At 70.5% G+C, this 23,424-nt stretch carries 20 protein-coding genes and 1 pseudogene; 10 read left to right on the forward strand and 11 right to left on the reverse strand.

Annotated features, from left to right (window positions below):
• Positions 1-29 precede the first annotated feature (29 nt).
• The 4 genes from OG892_RS06380 to OG892_RS06395 all read left to right on the forward strand — a co-directional run bounded on the left by OG892_RS06380 (position 30) and on the right by OG892_RS06395 (position 4,545).
• Positions 30-542 (forward strand): DinB family protein, encoded by a 513-nt coding sequence (locus OG892_RS06380; protein ID WP_371628653.1) that lies wholly within the window; start codon positions 30-32, stop codon positions 540-542.
• A gap of 141 nt (positions 543-683) precedes the next feature.
• The gene (locus OG892_RS06385; protein ID WP_073737453.1) at positions 684-1,181 is read left to right on the forward strand and encodes a peptidylprolyl isomerase; all 498 of its coding nucleotides are present in this window, start codon (positions 684-686) and stop codon (positions 1,179-1,181) included.
• A 144-nt stretch (positions 1,182-1,325) separates the two neighbouring features.
• On the forward strand, positions 1,326-2,069 hold the full coding sequence (locus OG892_RS06390; RefSeq protein ID WP_073737452.1) for a Clp protease N-terminal domain-containing protein: 744 nt from the start codon (positions 1,326-1,328) through the stop codon (positions 2,067-2,069).
• Between the two features lie 229 nt (positions 2,070-2,298).
• Complete coding sequence (locus tag OG892_RS06395; protein WP_079193565.1) at positions 2,299-4,545, forward strand: MMPL family transporter; 2,247 nt, start codon at positions 2,299-2,301, stop codon at positions 4,543-4,545.
• Positions 4,546-4,633: 88 nt separating this feature from the next.
• On the opposite strand, the gene OG892_RS06400 is transcribed toward OG892_RS06395, so the two are convergent.
• The 3 genes from OG892_RS06400 to OG892_RS06410 all read right to left on the reverse strand — a co-directional run bounded on the left by OG892_RS06400 (position 4,634) and on the right by OG892_RS06410 (position 7,168).
• On the reverse strand, positions 4,634-5,209 hold the full coding sequence (locus OG892_RS06400; RefSeq protein ID WP_073737578.1) for a histidine phosphatase family protein: 576 nt from the start codon (positions 5,207-5,209) through the stop codon (positions 4,634-4,636).
• A 61-nt stretch (positions 5,210-5,270) separates the two neighbouring features.
• The gene (locus OG892_RS06405) at positions 5,271-5,702 is read right to left on the reverse strand and encodes a GNAT family N-acetyltransferase (RefSeq protein WP_073737451.1); all 432 of its coding nucleotides are present in this window, start codon (positions 5,700-5,702) and stop codon (positions 5,271-5,273) included.
• The gene (locus tag OG892_RS06410; protein ID WP_371628654.1) at positions 5,699-7,168 is read right to left on the reverse strand and encodes a PLP-dependent aminotransferase family protein; all 1,470 of its coding nucleotides are present in this window, start codon (positions 7,166-7,168) and stop codon (positions 5,699-5,701) included. The genes OG892_RS06405 and OG892_RS06410 overlap by 4 nt, the downstream gene beginning before the upstream one ends.
• Here OG892_RS06410 and OG892_RS06415 point away from each other — a divergent pair.
• Together OG892_RS06415 and OG892_RS06420 are read left to right on the forward strand one after the other, a co-directional pair.
• On the forward strand, positions 7,167-8,192 hold the full coding sequence (locus tag OG892_RS06415; protein WP_371628655.1) for a DMT family transporter: 1,026 nt from the start codon (positions 7,167-7,169) through the stop codon (positions 8,190-8,192). The two genes, OG892_RS06410 and OG892_RS06415, sit on opposite strands and share 2 nt — an antisense overlap.
• An 84-nt stretch (positions 8,193-8,276) precedes the next feature.
• Complete coding sequence (locus OG892_RS06420; RefSeq protein ID WP_371628656.1) at positions 8,277-8,492, forward strand: DUF1918 domain-containing protein; 216 nt, start codon at positions 8,277-8,279, stop codon at positions 8,490-8,492.
• 1 nt (position 8,493) lies between these two features.
• Here OG892_RS06420 and OG892_RS06425 read toward each other — a convergent pair whose 3' ends face one another.
• Entirely contained in the window at positions 8,494-9,771 is a 1,278-nt protein-coding gene (locus tag OG892_RS06425; RefSeq protein WP_199884481.1) for a glycoside hydrolase family 10 protein, read from the reverse strand.
• A gap of 187 nt (positions 9,772-9,958) precedes the next feature.
• On the opposite strand from OG892_RS06425, the gene OG892_RS06430 reads away from it, so the two are divergent.
• The 4 genes and pseudogenes from OG892_RS06430 (at position 9,959) to OG892_RS06445 (ending at position 12,687) form a co-directional block, all read left to right on the forward strand.
• Positions 9,959-10,816 (forward strand): 3-hydroxybutyryl-CoA dehydrogenase, encoded by an 858-nt coding sequence (locus OG892_RS06430; protein WP_073737446.1) that lies wholly within the window; start codon positions 9,959-9,961, stop codon positions 10,814-10,816.
• Positions 10,817-11,028: 212 nt separating this feature from the next.
• Positions 11,029-11,210, forward strand: a pseudogene (locus OG892_RS06435) (IS5/IS1182 family transposase); the annotation flags it as partial.
• 361 nt (positions 11,211-11,571) lie between these two features.
• Positions 11,572-12,363 (forward strand): hypothetical protein, encoded by a 792-nt coding sequence (locus OG892_RS06440; protein WP_371628657.1) that lies wholly within the window; start codon positions 11,572-11,574, stop codon positions 12,361-12,363.
• A 36-nt stretch (positions 12,364-12,399) separates the two neighbouring features.
• Positions 12,400-12,687 carry a hypothetical protein gene (locus tag OG892_RS06445; RefSeq protein ID WP_371628658.1) on the forward strand — a complete coding sequence of 96 codons (288 nt, stop codon included), beginning with the start codon at positions 12,400-12,402 and terminating at the stop codon, positions 12,685-12,687.
• A gap of 69 nt (positions 12,688-12,756) precedes the next feature.
• Here OG892_RS06445 and OG892_RS06450 read toward each other — a convergent pair whose 3' ends face one another.
• The 7 genes from OG892_RS06450 to OG892_RS06480 all read right to left on the reverse strand — a co-directional run bounded on the left by OG892_RS06450 (position 12,757) and on the right by OG892_RS06480 (position 23,324).
• The gene (locus OG892_RS06450) at positions 12,757-13,401 is read right to left on the reverse strand and encodes a dihydrofolate reductase family protein (RefSeq protein ID WP_371628659.1); all 645 of its coding nucleotides are present in this window, start codon (positions 13,399-13,401) and stop codon (positions 12,757-12,759) included.
• A 414-nt stretch (positions 13,402-13,815) separates the two neighbouring features.
• Complete coding sequence (locus tag OG892_RS06455; RefSeq protein ID WP_371628660.1) at positions 13,816-14,400, reverse strand: peptidase inhibitor family I36 protein; 585 nt, start codon at positions 14,398-14,400, stop codon at positions 13,816-13,818.
• 37 nt (positions 14,401-14,437) lie between these two features.
• A complete protein-coding gene (locus tag OG892_RS06460) occupies positions 14,438-15,475 on the reverse strand; it encodes a helix-turn-helix domain-containing protein (protein ID WP_371628661.1) in 1,038 nt (345 codons plus the stop codon).
• Between the two features lie 277 nt (positions 15,476-15,752).
• Positions 15,753-18,530 (reverse strand): CDP-glycerol glycerophosphotransferase family protein, encoded by a 2,778-nt coding sequence (locus tag OG892_RS06465; protein WP_371628662.1) that lies wholly within the window; start codon positions 18,528-18,530, stop codon positions 15,753-15,755.
• Between the two features lie 782 nt (positions 18,531-19,312).
• Positions 19,313-19,843 (reverse strand): NUDIX domain-containing protein, encoded by a 531-nt coding sequence (locus tag OG892_RS06470; protein WP_073737434.1) that lies wholly within the window; start codon positions 19,841-19,843, stop codon positions 19,313-19,315.
• A gap of 51 nt (positions 19,844-19,894) precedes the next feature.
• Entirely contained in the window at positions 19,895-21,235 is a 1,341-nt protein-coding gene (locus OG892_RS06475; protein ID WP_073737433.1) for a transcriptional regulator, read from the reverse strand.
• 436 nt (positions 21,236-21,671) lie between these two features.
• Complete coding sequence (locus tag OG892_RS06480; protein ID WP_328867654.1) at positions 21,672-23,324, reverse strand: IS1182 family transposase; 1,653 nt, start codon at positions 23,322-23,324, stop codon at positions 21,672-21,674.
• Between the last annotated feature and the right edge of the window lie 100 nt (positions 23,325-23,424).

The following is a 23,424-nucleotide window of genomic DNA, read 5'->3' on the forward strand; positions in this document are numbered from 1 at the left end:
GTCAGACCCGGCTGGCACGATCGGTGATCATGACGCACACCGAACGCGCGATGCCGCCCCTGAACGCCGACGAGCGCACCAATCTGGAGAGCTGGCTCGACTTCTACCGGGCCACCGTGGCAATGAAATGCGAGGGCCTGGCCGACGAGCAGGTCCGGGAGACCTCCGTCGCGCCGTCGTCGCTGACGCTGCTGGGGCTGGTCCAGCACCTGACCGAGGTCGAGCGGAACTGGTTCCGCCGGGTGCTCGCCGCGGAGGACGCCCCGCCCACGCACACCGCACCGGCCGGTTCCGGTGGGCACGACGGCGGTTTCGAGGTCTCCGCCGACGCCTCCTTCGCACAGTCCCTCGCGGCGTGGCGGGACGAGGTCGCCCTGTCCCGTGCCAACTGTGCGGCGCGGGCGCTGGAGGGCACCGTTCCCTTCATGGGCGGCGAGGTGAGCCTGCGGTGGATCTACACCCACATGATCGGCGAGTACGCCCGCCACAGCGGCCACGCCGACCTGCTGCGCGAGCGGATCGACGGCAGTACCGGGGTGTGACGGCGAGGCACGGCGGCGGGTCCGGGGCCGCCGCCGCGTGGGCCGTACGCGTGGACCACATGCACCCGGCCCGTCACCCGTGAGCGGTCCTTGACCGCGCCCGCCCGTCGGGGCCGCGCGGCCGGATGTCAGGATGGTTCCATGACGAGCAAGGTTTACTTCGACATCACCATTGACGACCAGCCCGCCGGGCGGATCGTCTTCAACCTGTACGACGAGGTCGTTCCCAAGACCGCGGAGAACTTCCGCCAGCTGGCGACCGGCGAGCACGGCTTCGGCTACAAGGGTTCGTCCTTCCACCGGGTCATCCCGGAGTTCATGCTCCAGGGCGGCGACTTCACCCGGGGCGACGGCACCGGCGGCAAGAGCATCTACGGCCCGAAGTTCGCGGACGAGAACTTCAAGCTGGCGCACACCAAGCCCGGTCTGCTCTCCATGGCGAACAGCGGCCCGAACTCGAACGGTTCGCAGTTCTTCATCACGACCATCGTGACCTCGTGGCTGGACGGCAAGCACGTGGTGTTCGGCGAGGTCGCCGACCAGCAGAGCATGGACCTGGTCACCAAGATCGAGGGGCTCGGCTCGCAGAGCGGCCGGACCAAGTCGAAGGTCACCATCGCGGACTCCGGGGTTCTCTGATCCCGACCCGCTGGCTGAACAGCTGACCGGACGCGCCGGCCGACGAACACCGTCGGCCGGCGCGTTCGTCGTATCCGGGACCCACCGCACCCCACTGTCAACGGAAGGTTGACACCTCCCCCACTGTCAACCTAAGGTTGACACATGACGAAACCAGTCGGCCCCACGCATCCGGTCCGCCTCGACGACCTCATCGAAGCCATCAAGAAGGTCCACCCCGACGCCCTGGACCAGCTCCAGGACGCCGTCATCGCCGCCGACCACCTCGGCGACGTCGCAGACCACCTGATCGGCCACTTCGTGGACCAGGCCCGGCGCTCCGGCGCCTCCTGGACGGAGATCGGCAAGAGCATGGGGGTCACCCGGCAGGCGGCGCAGAAGCGGTTCGTCGCCAAGAATCCCGGCGAGCCGAGCGAACTCGACCCGAGCCAGGGCTTCGGCCGCTTCACCCCGCGCGCCAAGAACGTCGTGATGGCCTCCCAGAACGAGGCGCGCGCCGCGGGCAACAGCGAGATCGGCACGGAGCACCTCGTACTCGGGCTGCTCAGCGAGCCGGAAGCGCTCGCGGCGGCGTTCATCAAGGCGCAGGTGGTGACCCTGGACACCGTCCGCCAGGCCGCCACGGCCGCGCTCCCGGCGGCCTCGGAAGAGGAGCTGCCCGAACTCCTCCCCTACAACGCCGACGCCCGCAAGGCGCTCGAACTCACCTTCCGCGAGGCGCTGCGACTGGGGCACAACTACATCGGGACCGAGCACATCCTGCTCGCCCTGCTGGAGTACGAGGACGGCGCCGGGCTGCTGACCGGCCTCGGTATCGACAAGGCGACCACGGAGGCGGCCGTCGTCGAGGCGCTCACACTCATCGTCGCCGCACAGGAAAAGGACTGACCTGCGGGGTCCGGCCGGCCACGGCTGACCGGCCGGACCGGGCGGCGCGTACCGGGCGGCGCGTACCGGCCGTGCGGCGGAACGGGCAGCTCCGCCGCACGTGTCGCGGCCCCGGCTCCCGCGGCTCCCTCTACGTTCTCGAATTGGACACAGGGGACGCGGCGCCGTTGGACACGGGGGACGCGGCGCGCCCCGGCTGAACGGCCCGTCCCTTCCTCCGGGAGAACGCATGGCCCCGCCCAGCAGCAGCACGTACGCGGCACCGGCGAAACCGCGCGGAGGGTGGCTGCTCAGGCTGGGCGAATGGTGCGCCCGCCACTTCGTCGTGGTGATCATCGCCTGGCTGATCGCCCTCGGCGGGCTGCACGCTCTCCAGAGCGCGTTCGGGGGGACGTACTCGGACGACTTCAACCTGCCCGGCACCCAGTCGAACACCGGGGCCGAGCTGCTGAAGGCGCACGATCCGGCCGCGGGCGGCACCGGTGCCCAGGTGGTCCTGCACGATGCGGCCAAGCCCCTGACCGACGACCGGAGCCAGGTCGACCAGGTGGTGGGCAGCCTGCAGAAGCTGCCGCACGTGCTGTCCGCCCAGAACCCGTTGCCGTCGTCGTCCTCGTCGACGTCGACGTCGACGTCGCTGTCCAAGGACGGCAATACCGGGTACATCACCGTGCGGTTCGACGTGAACCCGACCTCGCTGGGCGACAGCTACCTCCACCGGGTCGACACGGCGGTGAAACCGCTGCGCACCGCCGGGGTCGACGTCGAGTACGGCGGGCCGCTGGGCGAGCTCGCCCGGCCCGAGACCAAGGACCTGACGAGCGAGGCGATCGGTTTCGCCGTCGCGGTGGTCGTGCTGCTCATCGGGTTCGGCAGCGTCATCGCCGCCGGAGTCCCGCTGTTGACCGCGCTCATCGGCGTGATCGTCGGGCTGAGCGTCCTGTCGCTGGTGGCCGCGGCCACCACGTTCGCCGGCGTCTCCCCCACGCTCGCCACCATGATCGGGCTGGGGGTCGGCATCGACTACGCCCTGTTCCTGATCACCCGCCACCGCCAGCTCGTCATGGACGGCCGCGACCCGGTCCGGGCCGCCGGCCGGGCCGTGGCCACCAGCGGGCGCGCCGTGCTGGTCTCCGGCTGCACCGTCATCGTGGCGCTGGCCGGGCTGTACGTGTCCCGGGTGAGCTTCATCGGCAAGCTGGGGGCGGCCGCCGCGGTCACCGTCATCACCGCGGTCATCGGTGCGATCACCCTGGTCCCCGCCCTGCTGGGCCTCATCGGCAGGCGGATCGACCGCTACCGGGTCCGGCCGACGGTCGCGGAGGGCGGGGCCGTGCCCGGTACCCCGTCACAGGGCGGCTGGCACCGCTACGCCCGGCGGGTGGAACGGCGGCCCTGGTGGTTCCTGCTCGCGGGGCTCGTCGTGGTCGGAGTCCTGGCGGTCCCGCTGTTCTCCATCCGCCTCGGGCACATCGACGACGGGGCCGATCCGGCGAGCTTCACCGACCGGCGCGCCTTCGACCTGATCTCCGCCGGTTTCGGGCCGGGCGCCAACGGCCCCTTCACCCTGGTCGTCGACCAGCGGGGGGTGGCCGACGACGACCGCGCGGCGCTGGCGGACAACCTCCAGAAGGCGCTCACCGGCGTCCCCGGCGCGGCCGACGTGAGCCCGCTCACGGCGACGCCGGACGGTGACCTCCTCGTCGGCACCGCCGTCCCGGCGCGGGCCCCGCAGGACGCGGGCACGACCAGCCTCTTCAACCACCTCAAGGACGACGTGCTGCCGAAGGGGGTGTCCGGCACGAACGCCTCCACGTACGTGACCGGTACGACCGCCGCCCAGGAGGACTTCCTCGACATCATCGTCAGCCGGCTCCCGCTGATCATCGCCGTCGTGGTCGCGCTGGCCTTCGTCATCATCCTGATCGTGTTCCGCGGCGTGCTGGTCGCGCTGAAGGCCGCCGTCCTCAACCTGCTGTCGATCGCGGCCTCCTACGGGGTGGTGGTGGCGGTCTTCCAGTGGGGGTGGGGAGGGCCGTCGCTGGGCGTGTCGGGGACGGTGCCCATCGAGAGCTACGTACCGATGATGATGTTCGCGATCGTCTTCGGCCTGAGCATGGACTACGAGGTGTTCCTGATCACCCGCGTGCACGAGGCCTGGCAGCGCACGGGGGACAGCAAGGACTCGGTGGCGCACGGGCTGGAGATCACCGCCCGGGTGATCACCTGTGCCGCGCTCATCATGGTCAGCGTGTTCGGCGCCTTCATCCTCAGCGACACCGTCGTCATCAAGATGCTGGGCCTCGGGCTGGCGGTCAGCGTGCTCATCGACGCCACGGTCGTCCGGCTGCTGCTGGTGCCCGCCGTGATGACACTGCTGGGCCGCGGCGCCTGGTGGATTCCCGGATGGCTGGACCGGGTGCTTCCGCACATCGACACCGAGGGCGAGCCGGCCCCACCGCCGGCCGCACCGTGACGGGCGACGGGCGACGGGCGACGGGGCACGGGCGACAGGTCACGGTGACACGTCCCGGACGGGCCGGGAGGCCGGTGCCCCGACGCCGTCATCGGGCCCCGGTTTCGAGGCAGAGGCTCCAGCGGCGGGGCAGGCCGGTCAGCGTGACGGTGGAGAGCGGGCGGACGTCGACGTTCCAGTACGTCGAGGGCGGCGCCCGCAGCGCGTACACCAGGGCGGCCCGTACGACGGCGGGTTCGGCGACAGCGACGATCAGCCCGTCGCAGGCGGGCCGGGTGTCGAGCCAGCCGCCTATCCGGGAGATGAACGCGAGCAGCGTCTCCCCGCCGTGCGGCGCGGAGCGCGGGTCCGCGAGCCAGGCGTCCACGGCCGCGGGCTCGCGCGCGGTGACGTCGGCGAGGGTGAGTCCGCGCCACCGGCCCATGTCGCAGTCGCGCAGGGCGGGCTGGACCATCGGCGCGAAGCCGAGTGCCTGTCCGGTGGCACGGCTGCGGGCGGTCGGCGAGCAGTAGCGCAGCTCGGCCGCCCCCAGGGGCAGCAGGGTGGGGGCGGCGAACTGCACCTCGTGCCAGCCGGTCTCGTCGAGCGGCCGGTCGTCTTCGAAGCGCTCACCGAGCAGGGAGGAGTTGCGCGCCGCGGCGACGAGTGAGACTCGAACACTCATGGCCGCGATCGTGGAGCCGTTCGCCCGGCAGGTCAAGAGCGCGGCCGGAAGCGCTTCCGGATCAGCCGAGCTTCAGGGACATCCACTTCTCCGGGCTGTCCAGCGGCTTGAAACCGACCTTCTCGTACACGCCGTGGGCGTCGTCCGTGGCGAGCACGATCGTCCGGACGCCGGCCTCGGCGAGGTGATCGCGCGCCGCCTTGACCATGCTCGCGCCGAGTCCGTGGCCGCGGGCTGCGCGGTCGACGTACACGTCGCAGACCCAGCCGAAGGTGGCGTGGTCGGTCACCACCCTGGCGTAGCCGACCTGTTCGCCCGACGTGAGGTCGTAGGCGCCGAAGTTGAGTGAGCCGGCGATGGCCAGATCCTGGCGCTCACGGGGCCGCCCGAGTGCCCAATATGCCTCGTTGGACAGCCAGTTGTGAATCCTGGCGGCGTCCAGCCGGGACGGTTCGGACGATATCTCGTAACGCTGCTGGGGAGTTTCCGTCATCCTCCGAGCGTAGCCTCCGGCGCGTCGAGGGCGTCCTCCCAGGCGGTCCGCAGCCGTCGCACGCCCTCCGCGATCTCGGCCGTCCCGGCGACGGCCGCGTAGCTCAACCGGACGTGGGGCGCCGGTGGTTCGGCGCAGAAGTACGGCCGTCCCGGCGCGATGGCGACGCCCGCCCGCAGGGCCGCCGAGACCATGGCGGACTCGTCGGCACCGCCCCCCGTGCCGGGCAGGCCCACCCAGAGGCTGCCGCCGCCCGCCGGGATGTGCGGGACCGCGAGCGCGGGCAGCTCACTGCGCAGCGCCGCCGTCAGCGCGGTGCGGCGGGTCCGCAGCTCGGTGGACAGCGACCGCAGATGACGGCTCCAGGTCGGTGTGCCGACGAGTTCGAGCGCGGCCTCCTGAATCGGCCGGGGGACGAAGAAGCTGTCGACGACCTGGATCGCGCGCAGCCGTTCGAGTACCGGGCCGCGCGCGGCGAGGGCTCCCACCCTGAGGCTGGGTGAGGTCACCTTGGTGAGGGAGCAGACATGGACGACGACTCCGTCGGGGTCGTCCGCGGCCAGCGGCGGCGGCAGCGGTCCGGCGTCGTCGTGGACGAGCCGTCGGGCGAAGTCGTCCTCGACGATGAACGCTCCCGCCTCCCTGGCGATCCGGACGGCCTCGGCGCGCCTGGCGCGGGCGAGGACGGCGCCGGTCGGGTTCTGGAACAGCGGCTGGCAGACGAAGACCCGCGCGCCGGTGGCCCGGAACGCGGCGGCGAGCAGATCGGGCCGCACCCCGTCGGTGTCGGCCGGTACGGGTACGGGCCGCAGTCCGGTGGCCCGCGCCACCGCCAGCATGCCCGGGTAGGTGGGCGATTCGACGAGCACCGGGGCGCCTGGCGGGGCGAGCGCCCGCAGCGCGGTGGCCAGCGCGCTCTGGCCCCCGGCGGTGATCAGCACGTCGGCGGCGGTGAGTGCGGGCCCGATCTCGTGGGCGAACCAGGCGCGCAGTTCGGTCAGCCCGTCGGTGGGCGGGCGGCCCCAGGCACCGGGACGCCGGCCGGCCCGCGCGAGGGCGGCGGCGAGGGCGCGTTCCGGCTGGAGCGAGCTGTGCAGATAGCCGCCGTTGAACTCGACGACGCCGGTGGCCGGTGCCGCCAGGGTGGCCAGTACGCCGGAGGCGTCGACGCTGCGGGGTACGGCCTCGGGGCCTCCGTCGCCGCTGAGTGACACCTCCTGCCACGAGGTGTCGCCGGCCGGCGGCGCGGCGCCGCGGGGCTGCGCCCGGAACGCGCCGGAGCCGGGACGGGTGACGACGAGCCCTTCAGCGGCGAGCTGCGCGATGGCTCGCGAGACGGTCACGGGACTCGCCCGGAAGCGCTCCACCAGGGCACGGCTGGACGGCAGCTTCTCACCGGGTGAGTAGCGGTTCAGCTCGCTCCGCAGAGAACCGGCCAGATCAGCCACGCTGCTACGCTCACGCATGAAAGCAGAGGATAGCGCTACTCCCAGCAGCACGATAGCGGTCGGATCCCCGGCGGACGGCACGGACCGCGCCCACGCACCGGACACACCGGACGCTCCGAACGCGCCGGACACACCGGTCGCACCGGGCAGCGGCCCCGGGGCACGGCGGGCGGGGCTGAACGGCACGGTGCTCGCCGGGCTCGGGGTGCTCGCCTTCTCCCTGACCTTCCCCTCCACCGCGTGGGGCCTGGAGAGCTTCGGCCCCTGGTCCCTGGTGGCGTTGCGCAGTCTGCTGGCCGCCGCGATCGCGGGCGGCGTGCTCCTCGCGACGCGGGTGCGGGTGCCGGAGCGCCGGCACTGGGCCGGGCTCGCCGTCGTCGCGGGCGGGGTGGTGGTGGGGTTCCCGCTGCTGACCACGCTCGCGCTGCAGACCTCGACGACCTCGCACGCGGCCGTGGTGGTGGGGCTGCTGCCGCTGACCACGGCGGTGTTCTCCTCACTGCGGACCGGATCGCGGCCCTCCCGTACGTTCTGGACCGCGGCGGTGACCGGCGCCGGTGTGGTGATCGTCTTCACCGTGCTGCAGAGCGGCGGCACGGTCTCGGCCGGGGACCTCTTCCTGTTCGGCGCGCTGCTGGTGTGCGCGGCCGGGTACACGGAGGGCGGCAGGCTGGCGAAGGTCATGCCGGGCTGGCAGGTGATCGGCTGGGCGCTGATCCTCACGCTGCCGCTCGCCGTGGCGGGCACCGCGCTCGCGCTGCCGTACGAGCCGGTGCGGCTGACCGCGCACGGGGTGATCGGCGTGGTCTGGGTCGCGGCGTGCTCGACCTTCTTCGGGCTGTACGTCTGGTACCGGGGCATGGCGGAGATCGGAGTCGCGCGGGCCAGTCAGCTCCAGCTCGCGCAGCCGCTGCTGACGCTGGTCTGGTCGTACTTCCTGCTCGGCGAGGAGGTCTCGGCGGCCGCACCGGTGGCTGCGGTCGCGGTGCTCCTGTGCATCGCGGCGACCCAGCGCGCGGGCCGCGCCGGGCGCGGCCGGTGACCGCCCCGGCGAATCGGCCGGCCGCGACCCGTCCGGACATAGACTTGTCGACATGGACCGCCACCCGTGAGGAGGTCAGTCCCGATGGAGGCACACACGGGCGACCGGCTGGTGACGCACGGCAGGACCGTGGGGCAGCAGGACCGGGTCGCAGAGATCGTCGAGGTGCTCGGGGACGGGGGCACTCCCCCGTACCGCGTCCGCTTCGACGACGGACATGAACATCTCCTGGCGCCCGGCCCCGACAGCGTCGTCCGGCACGACGACGCTGTCGGGCTCCGGGACGGCGGAGCGCCGTGAGTCAGCCGGGCGGGCGCACCCGCGAGCGGTAGTGCTCGTCCACCAGCCGCGACATGGCGCCGATCCGGTCCGCGACCACGGCCCGCCCCGAGAAGTAGGCGTGGCCGCGGACCTGGTCGTACCGGGCGGCGAGGTCGATGTGCCGGGACAGTTCGGCCGGGTCCCGCCAGGCCGCCGGCTGGGCCGGGTCGCCGGCCTTGTAGAGCGCCTCACCGATGAAGAGGTCGACGCCCGTGCCGCGTACCACCTCGTTCCACCAGGGCACCAGCACGGCGTAGTCGGCGGCGGCGAGGCCGATGTTCCAGTAAATCTGGGGACAAACGTAATCAATCCAGCCCTTCTTGATCCAGCCGCGGGTATCGGCGTACAGATCGTCGTAGGTCTGCACCCCGGCCGCGCTCTTCGAGCCGAGCGGGTCGGTCGAGGCGTTGCGCCACACCCCGAACGGGCTGATGCCGAACCGGACGCCCGGCCGGACCGCCTTGATCCGCCGAGCGGTCTCCTGCACCAGCTTGTCGGTGTTGGAACGCCGCCAGGCCGCCTTGCTCGCGAAGCCCGCACCGTACTTCTCGTACGCGGCCCCGTCCGCGAAGGACTGCCCGGCCACCGGGTAGGGGTAGAAGTAGTCGTCCCAGTGGACCGCGTCGATCTCGTAGCGGCGCACCGCGTCCAGCATCGCGTCCTGCACGAAGCTCCGGACCTCGGGCAGGCCCGGGTTGTAGTAGAGCTTCCCGCCGTACGGCAGCGCCCAGTCGGGGTGCACCCTGGCGGGGTGGGTGGCGGCCAGCCGGGAGCGGTCGGTGTGGTTCGCGACCCGGTACGGGTTGAACCATGCGTGGAGCTCCAGTCCGCGGCTGTGCGCCTCCCGCACCGCGGTCCCCAGCGGGTCCCAGCCGGGGTCCTTGCCCTGTACGCCGGTGAGGCACCTGGCCCACGGCTCGTACGGGGAGGGCCACAGCGCGTCGGCGGACGGGCGGACCTGGAGGATCACCGCGTTCAGCCGCCGGTCGACGGCCTCGTCGAGGTAGGCGATCAGCTCCGCCTCCTGGGCCGCGGCGGAGAGCCCCGGTTTCGAGGGCCAGTCGAGGTTGTCGATCGTTCCCACCCACATGCCTCTGAGCTCACGCCGCACCGCGTCGCGGGGCGCGCCCGGCCGCTCCGCGCGCGCCTCGCCCGGCGGATCCGCGGCGGCCTCCGCCGCCACGGCGCCCGGGACCATCACAGACGCCACCGTCCCGGCCGCACCGGCCACAAAGCTCCTTCTGGCGATTTGCCGCATTTCCTCGCACCTGCCGTTTCTCTGTCCTCTTCCGGCCCCCGGGTTCGCAGGCCAGGGCCGCGCATGCACGCCCCGGCCTGCGAACCCGTGCGGGACGCGGAGTAACGTCGTGGGGTCGAGGCGGAGCCCGGAACCGAACGGAAGCCGCCGCACGGAGAACAGTGAAAGGCACGAGGTGACGGACTCTATGGCGGACATCGCACGCGTCGGAGTGGTCGGCTGCGGCCAGATGGGCGCAGGCATCGCGGAGGTGTGCGCCCGCAGCGGCCTCGATGTCCGCGTGGCCGAGACCACCGGCGAGGCGCTGGAGATCGGCCGCACCCGGCTCTACAACTCCCTCTCGAAGGCCGCCGAGCGCGGCAAGATCACCGAGGAGGAGCGCGACGAGACCCTCGGCCGCCTCAGCTTCACCACCGACCTCGGCGAGTTCGCGGACCGCGATCTCGTCATCGAGGCCGTGGTGGAGAACGAGCAGGTGAAGACCGAGATCTTCCAGGTGCTGGACCAGGTGGTGACCCGGCAGGACGCGATCCTCGCCTCCAACACCTCATCGATCCCGCTGGTGAAGCTGGCCGTCGCGACCTCTCGCCCCGACCGGGTCATCGGCATCCACTTCTTCAACCCGGCCCCGGTGCAGAAGCTCGTCGAGCTGATCCCCGCGCTGACCACGTCGGACGAGACGGTCAAGCGTGCCGAGGCCGTGGTGCAGGACATACTGGGCAAGCACCCGATCCGCGCCCAGGACCGGTCCGGCTTCGTCGTCAACGCGCTGCTGATCCCGTACCTGCTCTCCGCGATCCGGATGTTCGAGTCGGGCATCGCCAGCCGCGAGGACATCGACAACGGCATGGAGATGGGCTGCGCCCACCCGATGGGCCCGCTCAAGCTCGCCGATCTGATCGGCCTGGACACCGTGGCCTCGGTCGCGGACTCGATGTACGACGAGTACAAGGAGCCGCTGTACGCGGCTCCCCCGCTGCTCCAGCGCATGGTGGACGCGGGCCGGCTCGGCCGGAAGACCGGTTCGGGCTTCTACGCCTACTGATCGTCCTGACGGCGGGCCCGGCGCTGATACCGCCGGGCCTGTCGGGGGCACGTTGCACCAGGTCGGACCTGGTTACAGCCCCGCAGCGCCTCGTCTCCTGCTGCCGGCCCAGCGCCGTGCCGGAGCCGTGCGGGGCAGTTACTGGTCTTGAGCCTTTCAGCACCCTCTCGTCACGGCTGACAGTCACAAGTAGGGCCTGCGTCGAAAGCGGCCTGGCCGAGTGGACCGAGGCCGGTGTGTGGCCCCGGCTCCATGAAGCACTCTTGGCCAAGCTCCGGAGCGCGGACGCCCTGGACTTCTCACGGGCGGCCGTCGACGGCTCCCACATCCGGGCGCCAAAAGGGGCCCCAAGACGGGACGAAGCCCTGTTGATCGGGGCAAACCGCTCAGCCGCCCGAAGCCGTAACTCCTCGCGCATGCACTGCCGTTCAGCGGTCATCCCGCCACCCTGTGGGTAGCTCATCCTCCGGCGATACCGCGGGCAGGCACCAACCGTCAGCCCCTATGACTTCAGAGTTCAATCTCAGTAACCATGCTGACCGGGACCGCGGGCGGCTTTGCCGGTCCTCTGGACGACCTGCTGCAGGAGATCTTCGGTGGCCACTGGGACATAATCGGCGGCGACCTCGACCAAGAGGTAACCCGGCAGGCGCAGCAAGCACGATGGGGGGTTCTCCATGCAGCGTTCCGACTGGCCGCTCCTTGAAGGCCGAACGCGGCCTCTCAAGACAAAGGAGTGGGGCGACCTGACCGTCATGGACCCCGACGCCGGCAAGGAGCCGCGCGGACGCGGGTTCCTGGTTGCCGAGCGGGACTGGCTGCGCATCGACGCCGGCGACGCCCTGGAGAACGCCATCGTCACCCTCTATGCCGGAGACGACCCGGGGGTGGAGAGCGGCTGGGTCACGGTCGAAGAGATCACCGTGACCTCCACGACCGGGTTCCTCGCTCTGTGCGACAGCGGATACGAGGCGCTGCGCAAGGTGAATCTCGCCACCGCAGGTGCCGGCCCCTACCTGGTCCGCGTCCACGCCAGTGACCGGTCGGTAGACGGCAGGAAGCCCCGCTTCCTCATCCAGGTCATCCCCGGCGAGCGTACGGGGGCCGAACTCGAGCCGCCCCGCACCACGATCGAGGATTCCACCGGCCCGCTTCTGGTGCGGACATCCTTCGCGCACTCAGATGAGTGGGCACGTCTGCTCCAAGCCCTCGAAGGAGGCAGCGACGCATACGACTCGCTCACCGTCATCGACGACCAGGCCTACGCGGGGTTCACGGCGGACCAGATCAAGGCACGGATCGGACGCCACGACGAAGGCCGGCCCGACAGTCGGCTCGTCCTCATCGCCGACGAGCGGGCACTGGCCTCTACAGAGCTCCCGCTCCTGGCCGTGAACAGTCTGCCCGACGATAACAACGAGCCGTTCAGGATCACCCTTGCAGCGGCCGGGTCCCTCATCGTCAACACGGAACTCGCAAACACAAGCCTCGCTGACTGGGGCCACGGAGCCGAATCCGACGGCGTCTACCGCGAAGAGCACTACTGACAGACGCTCCAGCGCATCCTCGGCAAGGCCACCGCCATGATCGAGCGGCAGGTACGGCAGGCGCTGGAACGCGATGGAGACGGCACGATGGCAGGGATAGGGATCTACCGGGGCCGCCGCCGAGTGCGGCCCACGGGCCGGATGATCCTGCATCACCTCGGTGAGCTCCAGCTACGCATCCGCGGAGCCACCGACCCGCCCACCATCATCCTCAGCCAGGTCGTCCAGGTCGACCTTCTCGATCTGCTGGGACTCGACGTGCGACGCCCACGCCGGCTGCAGACCGGCACAGCACCCGCAGCGACCCGCGAAACGCGAGGGTAGGACGTCGCTGGGCAGCGGCCATGCCGCGGGCCCCGGTGACGGAGCCCGCGTCGGCCGGCCGGTCCGGTCTCACTTCCGCCAGAACAGGTGGTGCGTCACGCCGCTCGGGCTGGGCACGACGTCCTGGTGGAACCGGTCGAGCAGCTCATCGGGGGACTCCCACAGCCGGGCCCCCGAGCCGAGCTTCGTCGGCGCGACCGCCACATGCAAGGTGTCGAGAAGGTCCGCCTCGAGGAACTGCCGGATGATCGTGGCCCCACCGCCAAGCCGGACGTCCTGGCCCTGCGCTGCCTCCTTCGCCTGGGCGAGCACCGCGGCCGGGTCGCCGTCGACGAAGTGGAACGTGGTGTCGGAGAGCGTGAACGACGGGCGCTTGTGGTGCGTCATCACGAACACCGGCGTGTGGAACGGGGGCTCGTCACCCCACCATCCCTGCCACTCGTGGTCCTGCCAGGGCCCGCGCTGCGGCCCGAACTTGTTGCGGCCCATGATCTCGGCGCCGATGTTGCGGGCGTAGTCCCGCGTGAAGTAGTCGTCCAGGCCTCGGCCACCGGGTGCGGAACGCTTGATGGGTGGGTGGTCGGTGGCAAAGGCCCAGGCGAGCAAGTTCCCCGGATCGGCATGGCCGAACGGCTTCTCGAGGCTCTGGCCCTCGCCGGCGCCGAACCCGTCGCTCGAGACGGTGAAGTTCTGGACCCGCAGCAACTGGCTCATGTCGCTCCTCCTGCTTCGCGCTTTCTGATCACCTGACGAACCGTAGACCGGACGGGCCGGGAAAACTCATCGCCGCATCGTGCGGTTCTCATCGAGCTCCCGCCGCCGCGCGCAGGGCGACGACTCCCCGTGGTCATCCCCCGGCGCGGCCGCGCACCCCGCACCGGGCGGGCGTCCAGCGGAAGCGGGGACTTCCGGCCCGTGCCATCCAGCCGGCCCGGAAGCTCGGCAGCGACGGGCAGAGCGCCCAAACGCTTGGTCACCACGGACTCGATCACGCACTCCATACGGGGGCGTTCCGTTCGTGGCCGCGGGGACCGGGAAGTCATCGGCACACCCGATCGAACGTTGACAGGCCCGTGCCGGACACTGCCCGGCCCCGCTCTCCAGCCGAATCAGCCGCGAAATACGGGACTAGCAGGGGCTGAGGTACCAGACCCACCGCCAGTCCGCGGAGGCGTCCTCGCTGTAGCCCCCCGGCGAGGTCCAGCGCAGAACCTTGTCCTCACTGTAGAACTTCGCGTACAAGGTGGACTTCTGGGCGTTCCTCCAAGATCCGGTCGTGTTCCAGGTGATGCGGTTGAGTGTGCCGCAGGTGAAGAAGTTCAGTTGGGTGCCGGTGAAGTTCTCCCCCTTGTACGCGCACACGTAGGTGCTGGGGCAGCTGCCGGCGGCCAGTGCACCGCCCCTGGCGCCGAGGTCTCGGGCGTACTTCTCTCCCGGTAGCGCGAGCGTCAGGTCCCCGCCGGTCAGCTCGATCTTGTTGGCGGACACCTGCTTCCCGCCCCACTCGGCCAGGTTGGCGTCGACCTCGGCTTGCAAGGCCCTGGCCTCCACGCCGCTCAGCCCGGCCTCCCTGGCCTGAGCCGAGAAGCCAGGCCGGGCGTCCGCGGCGGCCGAGCTCACGGTGGCCACGCACGCGGCCATCGCCATCAGCAGGGCTACGACCACCCGCCCCACTCCGGTGGATCTGTAGGTCCGCTGTCGGGTCCGAGTCACTGGGTTTCCCCTCCGTTTGACGTTCCCCCCATGGGGATCAATCCAACTGTGGGGTGCGGGCGCCGTCCCGGTCGTTAGCGCTGAGCGCAGGGATCCTGTGCAGGGAGTGCATGGAACTCCGCCGCTCCCCGGGCGTGATCCCGTACGCGGCACGGAACATCCGGCTGAACGCCGCCCCGTTCCCCAACCCCCACCGCACCCCGATGTCCTGGATCGACAGCCCGCGTAGCCGTGGCTCGGCCAGATCCGCGAAACAGCGCGCCAGCCGCTGCCGCCGCACGGAGGCGGCCACCGTCTCCTTCCGCTGGCGGAAGAGCTGGTGCAGCAGCCGTACGGAGATGTGGTGCCGGGCAGCGATGGCGCCGGGCGTGAGTGCCGGGTCGGCCAGGTTGTCCCGTATGAAGACGTCTATGCGGGCCAGCAGCAGCCCGTGCCGCGCCTCCGGGGACAGGAATTCCTGCGCGTCGAGCCGTTGGGCGAGGAACCCGGTGGCCAGGTCGAGCCCCGTCTCGCCGAGCCGCGCCAGGCTTTGCTCGTCCAGGACCGCCGCCTGCCCCATCAGCGAGCCGAGGAAGTCGGCGAGTACCTTCCCGACCCCGGTCCGGGCGGACAGACCCTGCGCGAGCAGGGAGTCGATCCGGGCCTCGGGCAGCGGCACCAGCGCACGTGGCAGATGCAGGATGAGCGCCCGTGACGCCCCGATCACCGGCCCGCTCATCGCCTGACCGCTGTACGGCCGGGAAGACGTCCACATGCTGAGGTCACCGGCCGCGAGCCGGGTCGTGTGACGGTCCTGCGCGACCCCCATCGACCCGCCGAGGATCAGGGTCAGTTCGTACGTCTCGGGGTCGGCCCGCCGGATGAGCTCCGCCGTGCGTTCCGACCGGAGGCCGGGGAACGACATCTTCGTCAGCTGAATCCGCCCCAGGCCGAGCGAGCCCACGCTCCCCACGAAGTCGGACGCGAAATCGCTGGTGATGCGGGTTGGGGCGACCCCCTGCCCGACGAGCTGCCGCCACCAGTCGAAACGCTGGTCGCCCGGCAACAGCAACGTGTCGAACTCCGCGAACGCCATCGACTCCCCCACCCGAGCGGCACGTGCTCACACCGCTCAGAGTGGCCGTCGGGACCTGAGACGCGCAATCGCGCCTCGGCGGTACGGCAGTGGGCGAGGCCGGAAACGAGCGCAGTTGGAGGCAGGCGAGTCCATTGATGGTGGACGCGGGCCGGCTCGGCCGGAAGACCGGTTCGGGTTTCTACGCCTGCTGATCGTCCTGACGGCGGGCCCGGCGCTGATACCGCCGGGCCCGCCCTCCTGCCAACTTCCGCACATGGCCGGGCGAGGGCAGCGCTCAGGCGTCGGCCGGGGCTGCGGCGTGCGGTCCGCCGACGAGCATGCGGTCCACGACCCGCGCTGTCGCGAGACCGTCCCCCGGCTCGCAGAAGTCCCTCTTGAACTGTGTGTACTTCTCCCGGTAGTCCGCTTCGACGGCATCGACGTCGCGCAGGGCCTTGACCAGCTCTTCGGAGGTCTTCAGCAGCGGGCCGGGGGCCCGGGTGGTGAAGTCGAAGTACAGGCCACGCAGCGAGTCCCGGTAGTGCTCCAGGTCATAGGTGAAGAACAGCATCGGCTTACCCGAGTGCGCGAAGTCGAAGAGCGCCGAGGAGTAGTCGGTGATCAGGACATCGGCGACGAGGTACAGATCGGCGATGTCCGGGTAGCGGGTCACATCCCACACGAAGCCCCGGCCGGCACCCGGTACGTTGTCGTGGACCCTGGGGTGCTTGCGGAAGAGCAGCACGTGGTCGTCACCGAGTTCGGCCTGGGCCGCGGCCAGGTCGATCCGCAGATCGAGTTTGTACAGTTTGCTCGCGTGCTTCTGGTCCTCCCGCCAGGTGGGAGCGTAGAGCACCACCTTCTTGCCCTCGGGCAGGCCGAGCCGCTCCCTGACCCGCGCGGCCCGTGCGTCACGGTCGGGGGCGTGGAAGGCGTCGTTGCGCGGATAACCGCTCTCGAGCATGTCGCTTTCGATCGAGTACGCCCTGCGCATGATCTCCGTGGTGTACGCGTTGGGCGACACCACGAAGTCGAACTGCCGATAGCTGTGCGGCAGGCCGGCGATATAGGCGGGACTCGACTGGGGAGAGCCGAGCAGGTCCTTACCGATCTTCTTCAGCGGCGTGCCGTGCCAGGTCTGCACGACCCGTTGTCCGGGGCGGGTGACGAACCAGTCGCCGACCGCCGTGTTGACGACGACGTAGCGGCTGCGCGCCAGTGCCGCGTACCACTCGCGGCTGCCCCAGCCCACCACAGTCGCTTCCGGCGGCATCTCGGGCAGCCCCGTGTCCTGGGTCCAGATGTGCTCGACGTCGACCCCTCGGCGCACCAGCTCCTCGTAGACCGCGCGCGGGGAATCCGAGAACTGCTTGCCCCCGAGGCTGATGTAGAGGACCGCGTCGCGCAGGGGGAGCTCGCGCTGCTCGTTGAAGTACGTCTCGCGCAGGATGCGCTGCCGGTAGGCGCCGTGTTCATCGGGGCCGAGCAGCCGTTCCGGCTCGATGAAGATGCGGTCGAAGTAGCGGCGGTCCACGGTGTAGCCACGCTGCGGGCCGCTCAAGGACATGGGCAGCTCCTGCACCTGCTCCGGACGCAAGGTCACCGGGACGTCCCCGGACTTGTCCCAGGCGTCCGCGTCGCGGAAGAACAGGTACCAGCGACCGGGGCACAGGGGAAGCTCGGGACCGTGCGTCTGGGGGGCCGCCTCGGGCTTGATCCGAAGGGTGAACCGCCCGTCGGTGAGCTCGACCGGCAGCTCCTTCTCCTCGAAGCGGACGCCGTGCCGCAGGATGAACTTCTTGCCGGCCGCCGCCTCACCGGGATACGTGCCCTCGAGTACCAGCTCCCCCGGCCCCGTCACGGTCATCGTGTCGACAACGGGTCGTACGGCTCGCGTTGCGAGCATCAGCCTGCCTGGCCCGTCGCGGTGGACGGCCAGCTCGCGGCCGGGGCCGAGCCCGTGCCTCGCGGTCGTGAAGCCCTCGGCGAGGGGGGCCTCCTGGGCCCGCCCGTCGTCTCCGCGGAAGGTCACTTTGAATTGGCGGGTCTTGGTTCCCGGCAGGTCGTTCTCGGCCAGCCGGGCAAGGCTGAAGACCGCTTGGTGGCGCAGGAAAGCGTCGGAGGAACCCGGCAGGGGAGTGAGCGGGCTGTCGAGTCTGTTGTCGCCTTCGACGATGCTCACGGCGGTGGGGGCCTTGGCGCCGCTCCGCGCCCTGGTGACGAGTCGCAGTTCGCCGCCCGCGACGGTGCAGGACTCGACCTCGGCAGCGGGCTGCTGCACCGTGATGCTCACGGCGTCCTTGATGAAGCCGACCACGAGGCGTGAGCCGTCCGCCAGATGACGGACCTGGTTGTGCCCGGCCGTGCCCGCGTCGCGCTGGCGCACCCTGGCGCCGTAGGTCCCGCCCGGTCCCGGTATCCCGATGTGGAGGAACCACTGGCCGGCACCGAGCCCGGCGAGCTCGCGCAGCCGGCGAGCGGGGACGACGACTTCGAAGCCCGACTGGTCGTAGCAGTGCAGCGCCTGTCCGGAGGCGGCGGTGGCCTGCTCGTTCGTGGTGCGGCGCATGCGCAGTTTGATGCGGCGGCCGGTCTCGCCGTGCTCCAGCACCGCGAACCGGCCGATGACGCGGCCCGATGGGCGCGGCAGGTTCGCGACAAACGCGTACCCTCCCCACACCAGATCGTCGCCGCGCCAGTCGACCGAGGTGAGCTGCGCCGTCACCGGAAGATCGCGAGGCTTGAGCGCGGTTATCCGCTCGGGCAGCGCAAGGCGCTGCAGCCCCGGCAGCACCAGGCGGGGGCGCCGGACGCCTGCCACGAGAAAGGCGCCGGGGTCCCTGCGCTGGCCCCGGACCACCTCGACGAGGTCCTCGGCACGCCCCTCGGCAGCGAGGTGCCAAATGACACGCGCGGCCGGACGGAGGCCGGTGAGCGCCCCCTCGCCGTGGGTGTCGAGCAGTTCCCGCGCCGTGGCACTCAGCTCTTCGCGCTCGGCCTGCGAGCTCTCGGGGAAGAAGCGCAAGATCCTCTGCACTCTTGCCGATGCGAGATCGGCGAGAGACTGCGCCATGAATAACGCCCTTCTTCAATGTGGCAGTTGACTTTGAGCCGTCACGCGTTAACCGAGTCTGCCTGCGATTGATGCGGATTTATCGTACGCACCCAATGAGAGGCGCTTGCCAGAGTTGCGCGCCATCGGCCGGGCCCGGAGGCGAGGGTATCCGCAGCCCGGAAGACGTAAAGCCCCGTACCGTCGAGATCAAACCCATTGTCGTCATTGCGAACCCCGAACGCTTTAAGTGCGTTTCGCCTGGATTATACCGAACGGGTTGCGGCGGAGCAGGCGCTCGCCGTACCTGCCGGCACCCCGGATTGTGGATAGTTGTACGGAACTTGTAAAATTTTCTGTGATGTAAATTACACCCTTCTGAACCGAAGGGGCGATTTAAGGCAGGGTTCACTCCCCCTTGGCTCGGCCGTCATGCATCCAATATCGGACTTCCTTTCCGAAAGATGCGTTATGTCCAACATTCACGCGCTGCCAAGTCGGCATTCCTGGCATTGGAAATCCCCAGGGCGTACGGCATCCGGACCAAAGGAGATCCATTGGATGCGACTCTCCTAAAGGCCCGTGGCACGCCCATTGTTATCAATGCGCGAGCGGGCACATTCGCCGGTTACGCGCCAATAGGAACCACGCCAGTAGCGCTTCGGGTAAAGACGGACGCGCCCTTCTCCTGACCCCAGCCGATTACGCACAGGGGAAAGCCGGTACACCGCTCCCCTACTGCTCCGGCGCGAGGGACCGACGGGTCCCTCGCACCGGAGCAGGCCGGCTCGGCCCGGCCGTGATCAGCCCAGCCGTAAGTGGTGCAGCATCATCAGCCCGGCCGCCATGCCCGCGGCCGGCACCTCACCGCGGGCGATCATGTCGGGCACCAGCTTGAGCGGTATCCACTCGCGGCGCGAGGACTCGAAGGCGTCGCAGGGCTCGCCGGTCCATTCGGCCTGCTCGCCCCAGTAGAAGTGGTGCCGGGCGTCGGTGAGCCCGTTCGACGGCTCCACGGTCAGCAGCGGGCGCAGCGGTCCGGGACGCCAGCCGGTCTCCTCCTCCATCTCCCGCGCGGCCGCCGCGGCGAGGCCCTCACCGTCCTCGACGACGCCCGCGGCGAGTTCCCAGCCCCAGCTGTCGGTGATGAACCGGTGCCGCCAGAGGAGCAGCACCTCGTTCGCCTCGTTGACGACGGTGGCCGCGGCGACGGGGCGGAGCCGGATGACGTAGTGGTCGAGGTGGTCGCCGTCCGGGAGGACGACGTCGGCCAGATTGACCCGGAACCAGCGATTCTCGTACACAGTCTGTTCGTTCAGGTTCGTCCACTGCACAGTTCTGCCACCTTCTGACTAGTAGGTGGCCATATCGCAGCAGACCGGCGCTCACAGTGGTACGCGCAGCGATCCGTCGATCAGCTCCGCGGCCCGTTCCGCCTCCGCGCTGCCGCTCACGACCAGGTGCTCGCGCACGGAGCGCAGCCGGTCGCGCAGCCGCTGCGACTCCATGCCCCTGGCACGGTCCGCCATCTCCGCGGCCGTGACCGCCGCCCGGTCGGCCTCGCCCTGCCGCAGCTCGATGGTGGTCAGCATGGCCAGCCGGTGCACCCGGCCCCGGTCGTGCGCGGGCGTGCGCACCGCCGCCACCGCGTGCTCCCTGGCGGCGGGCAGGTCTCCGAGGCTCAACAGCGCCTCCGCCACCTGGACGTTGACCAGTCCCGGCTGGACGTACCCCGTCTCGTCCGGCTCCTTGCCCGGCCGGATGCGCTCGGCCTCCGACTCGGCGCGCCGGATGGACTTCAGGGCGCTCCCGCCGTCGCCGAGATGGGCGTATGCCTTGGCCTGCATCGCGTGCAGATCGGCGGCGAGCGCGGGAGTGATGTCGCGCCCGGCGGCCCGCAGCGCCGCCTCCGCGAACGCGACGGACTGCCGGTAGTCGGCCAGGAACAGCGACTGGTTGACCAGCAGCGCGATCACATAGCCGCCCAGCCCCCGGTCCCCGCTCGCCTTGGCGAGGCGCAGCGCCTGGTGGAAGTAGCGCTGGGCGAGCCCGTGCGCGTCGGAGTCGTAGGCGCAGATGCCCGCGACGGCCACCAGCCCGCCCGTCGCCCGGTGCAGCTGACGCCCCATCGCGTCGCTGTAGCCGCCGCGCAGCAGCGGGGCGGTCTCGGTGTTGAGGAAGCCGACGATGCGCGAACGCGTCGCGATACCGCCCGCCCTGCGGTACATCAGTTCGTAGTGGGCGCGGGCAGCGCGCAGTGTCGCTATGTCGGCCATGCTGACCCGGCTCGTACCGGCACGGGACACGTCCGCGTCCTCCGGCGGGTTCTCCCACTCCCACACCGGCATCACCGCGGTGGTCCCGGTGACGGCCGGGGCGGCGACGACGTGCGGGCGCTGCTGTTCGTCGGAGCGCCACAGCGCGGTGGCCCGTTCGACGAATCCGGTGAGCGAGGACCCCTGCCCTGGAGCGCGCCCGCCGTGGGCCGCCATGCCGATGTCGTCGAGCGAGAGCGCCCTGCGCAGGCGGGTACCGAGGACTTCGCAGATCAGGTCGGGCACCTGGCCGCGCGGGCGCTGGCCCTTCAGCCAGCGGGCGACGGCGGTGTGTTCGTACCGCAGGCACAGGCCCCGGCCGCGGCCGGCCGAGTTGACGTGCGCGGCGAGCCCGGCCCGGGAGACACCCGCCTCGTCGATCAGAGCCTCTAGCAGAGTGTTGGGCTCCATTGCCCCCATTGCCCCCTCCGGTGGGTCGGCACGCCAGGACGTGTCGCCCCAGTGGAGCACGATTCACACGGGGTGTGAACGGAATGCCCGAACCGTCCCGCTGCGCACGCTGTTGCGCGGGCCGGCGAATGGCTTGACTGGGTCCCTCGCAAGAGGCGGCCGGGTCGTCTGCTCCCCCTCGTACAGCACGACGACCCGCACCCGCGCCGTCCGCTCTGCCGACCTGCCCGACACTCCGCGGCAGCGCGGACGGCGCCGGATCGCACGACCCACTGCCCACGGATCGGAGGGTGGCCGCGGGTCGGCCGGCGCCGGGTTCCCCCGGACCCGGCCAGGGCCCGTGTGCGGTTCCCCGCCTCCGTGCGAGTACGCGGGAGGGGCGTGTCCGGTGGCCGGACGCTGTTGGCGAATGCCCCTTCACTCCGTCCCATCGGATTTATCCGGTGGGACGGAGTGCTGCGAAGTGTGAGGTGCGTGTTGGGGCGAGTGGGGTGCCTGTGAGCCAGGCGTCGAGGCGGGTGAGGTTCATTCCGGCTGCGGTCAGCAGGTGTTGCAGGTGGGTTTTGGGATGGCCTCGGTAGCGGGACCTGCGCAGCCCGAAGGCGCGGACGCCCTGGGAGATGGTGCCTTCGATGCCGGCTCGGTGCTTGTAGCGTTGTTTCCATGGGTCGGTTTGCTGGTCGAGCCGGGCTGTGCGGAGGGCTTCGTGTTCGTCGCGGTGCCGCAGGGTGATCTCGCGTCCCATGTAGGCGACGCCGCGGGTGCACTGGTCGCGTGAGGGGCAGGGGCGGCAGTCCGCGGGTGAGAATCGGGCGCGGATCACGGGGCCTGACGAGCGTCGCCCGTCGTGCTGCCACTGTCTGCTGGTCCTGCCGTTCGGGCAGGTCACCTGCTTGTTGTCCCAGTCGACGGCGAAGGCGTCGATGCTGTAGCCGTTGTTCGCGGCGGCCTGCCAGCCGGTGTTGGCCCCGACCGGTCCCACCAGTTCGATGCCATGGTCACGGCGGGCGGCGACCAGGTGTGCGGCATCGACGTAGCCGGCGTCGACCAGATGGACATCAGGCAACAGGTCCCGGCGGGCGAGAGCGTCGTGGATCTGGTCGGTGACCTGGACGTCGGCAGTGGCAGCGGTGGTGGTGATGACCTCGGTGATCAGGTGTGGGGCATCGGGTTCGCAGGTTTCGGTCAGATGAACCTTGTAGCCGCACCAGGCCCGGTCGCGTTTGGCCCCGTTGCGGGCGTCCGGATCATAGGCCGAGCGGATCCGTAACTGCCCAGGCGGGCAGTCCTTCGGCTTGCGCCAGCTCACCTCACCGCCGCTGACCTGGTATTCCTGCACCCACATCCGCCGTAGGAACTCCACGGCCGGCAGCTCCCGCAGCCAGGCAGGCGCGTCAACGGACCACACAGCTTGCAGGAGCGTCATGCCGTCCTGGCCGACCTGTTCGGCGTGGCTGAGCCGGGCAGCCCAGCGGCTGGGGAACTTCGTGTCCTCCGGCCGGGCGGAGTACCGGTCGAACCACTCCGGCGGCGTCCGCTCGGCCAGCCACTGCGGAGCCGCGACCGCCAGTGCGTTCAGTGCCGCTCGCATCGCCTCGACGACGGACTCCAGCCGGTTCACCTCCCGCACCGCCGCCAGCACATGCGTGGCATCACTGCGCTGACGTCCACCGGCCTTGAGCAGCCCGGCCGCCGAAACGCTCTCCAGGACCGCATCCAGCACCCCGGCCTCGACGCCACCGGCGATGAGCCGTCCACGGAACTCGCTCAGCACGGAGAAATCGAAGCCCGGATCGGTCAGCTCCAGCCCGAGCGCGTATTTCCAGTCGATCCTGGAGCGCACCGCGTGAGCGGCCTGCCGGTCCGACATCCCTTCGGCGAACTGCAACACCAGCACCATCGCCAACCGGCCCGGCGACGCCGCAGGCCGCCCCCGACCCGAGAAAAGACCCGCGAACTCCACATCGGTGAAGACCGGCCCGAGCACATCTCTCACCCGGACTGCCAAGCACCCCTTCGGGAAGGCCGCGCGGGCCACCCTGACCGTCTCCGCCGGCACCTCGCCAGGCACACCAGGACGCAACGACATCTGCCCACCCCAAACACAACGTCGGCCTGACCCACCAACGAGATGGATCAGGCCGACGTCACGACGAAGGGGCATTCGCCAACAGCATCCGGTGGCCGGA

The organism is Streptomyces sp. NBC_00341, from assembly GCF_041435055.1.
In the GTDB taxonomy this organism is placed as follows: domain Bacteria; phylum Actinomycetota; class Actinomycetes; order Streptomycetales; family Streptomycetaceae; genus Streptomyces.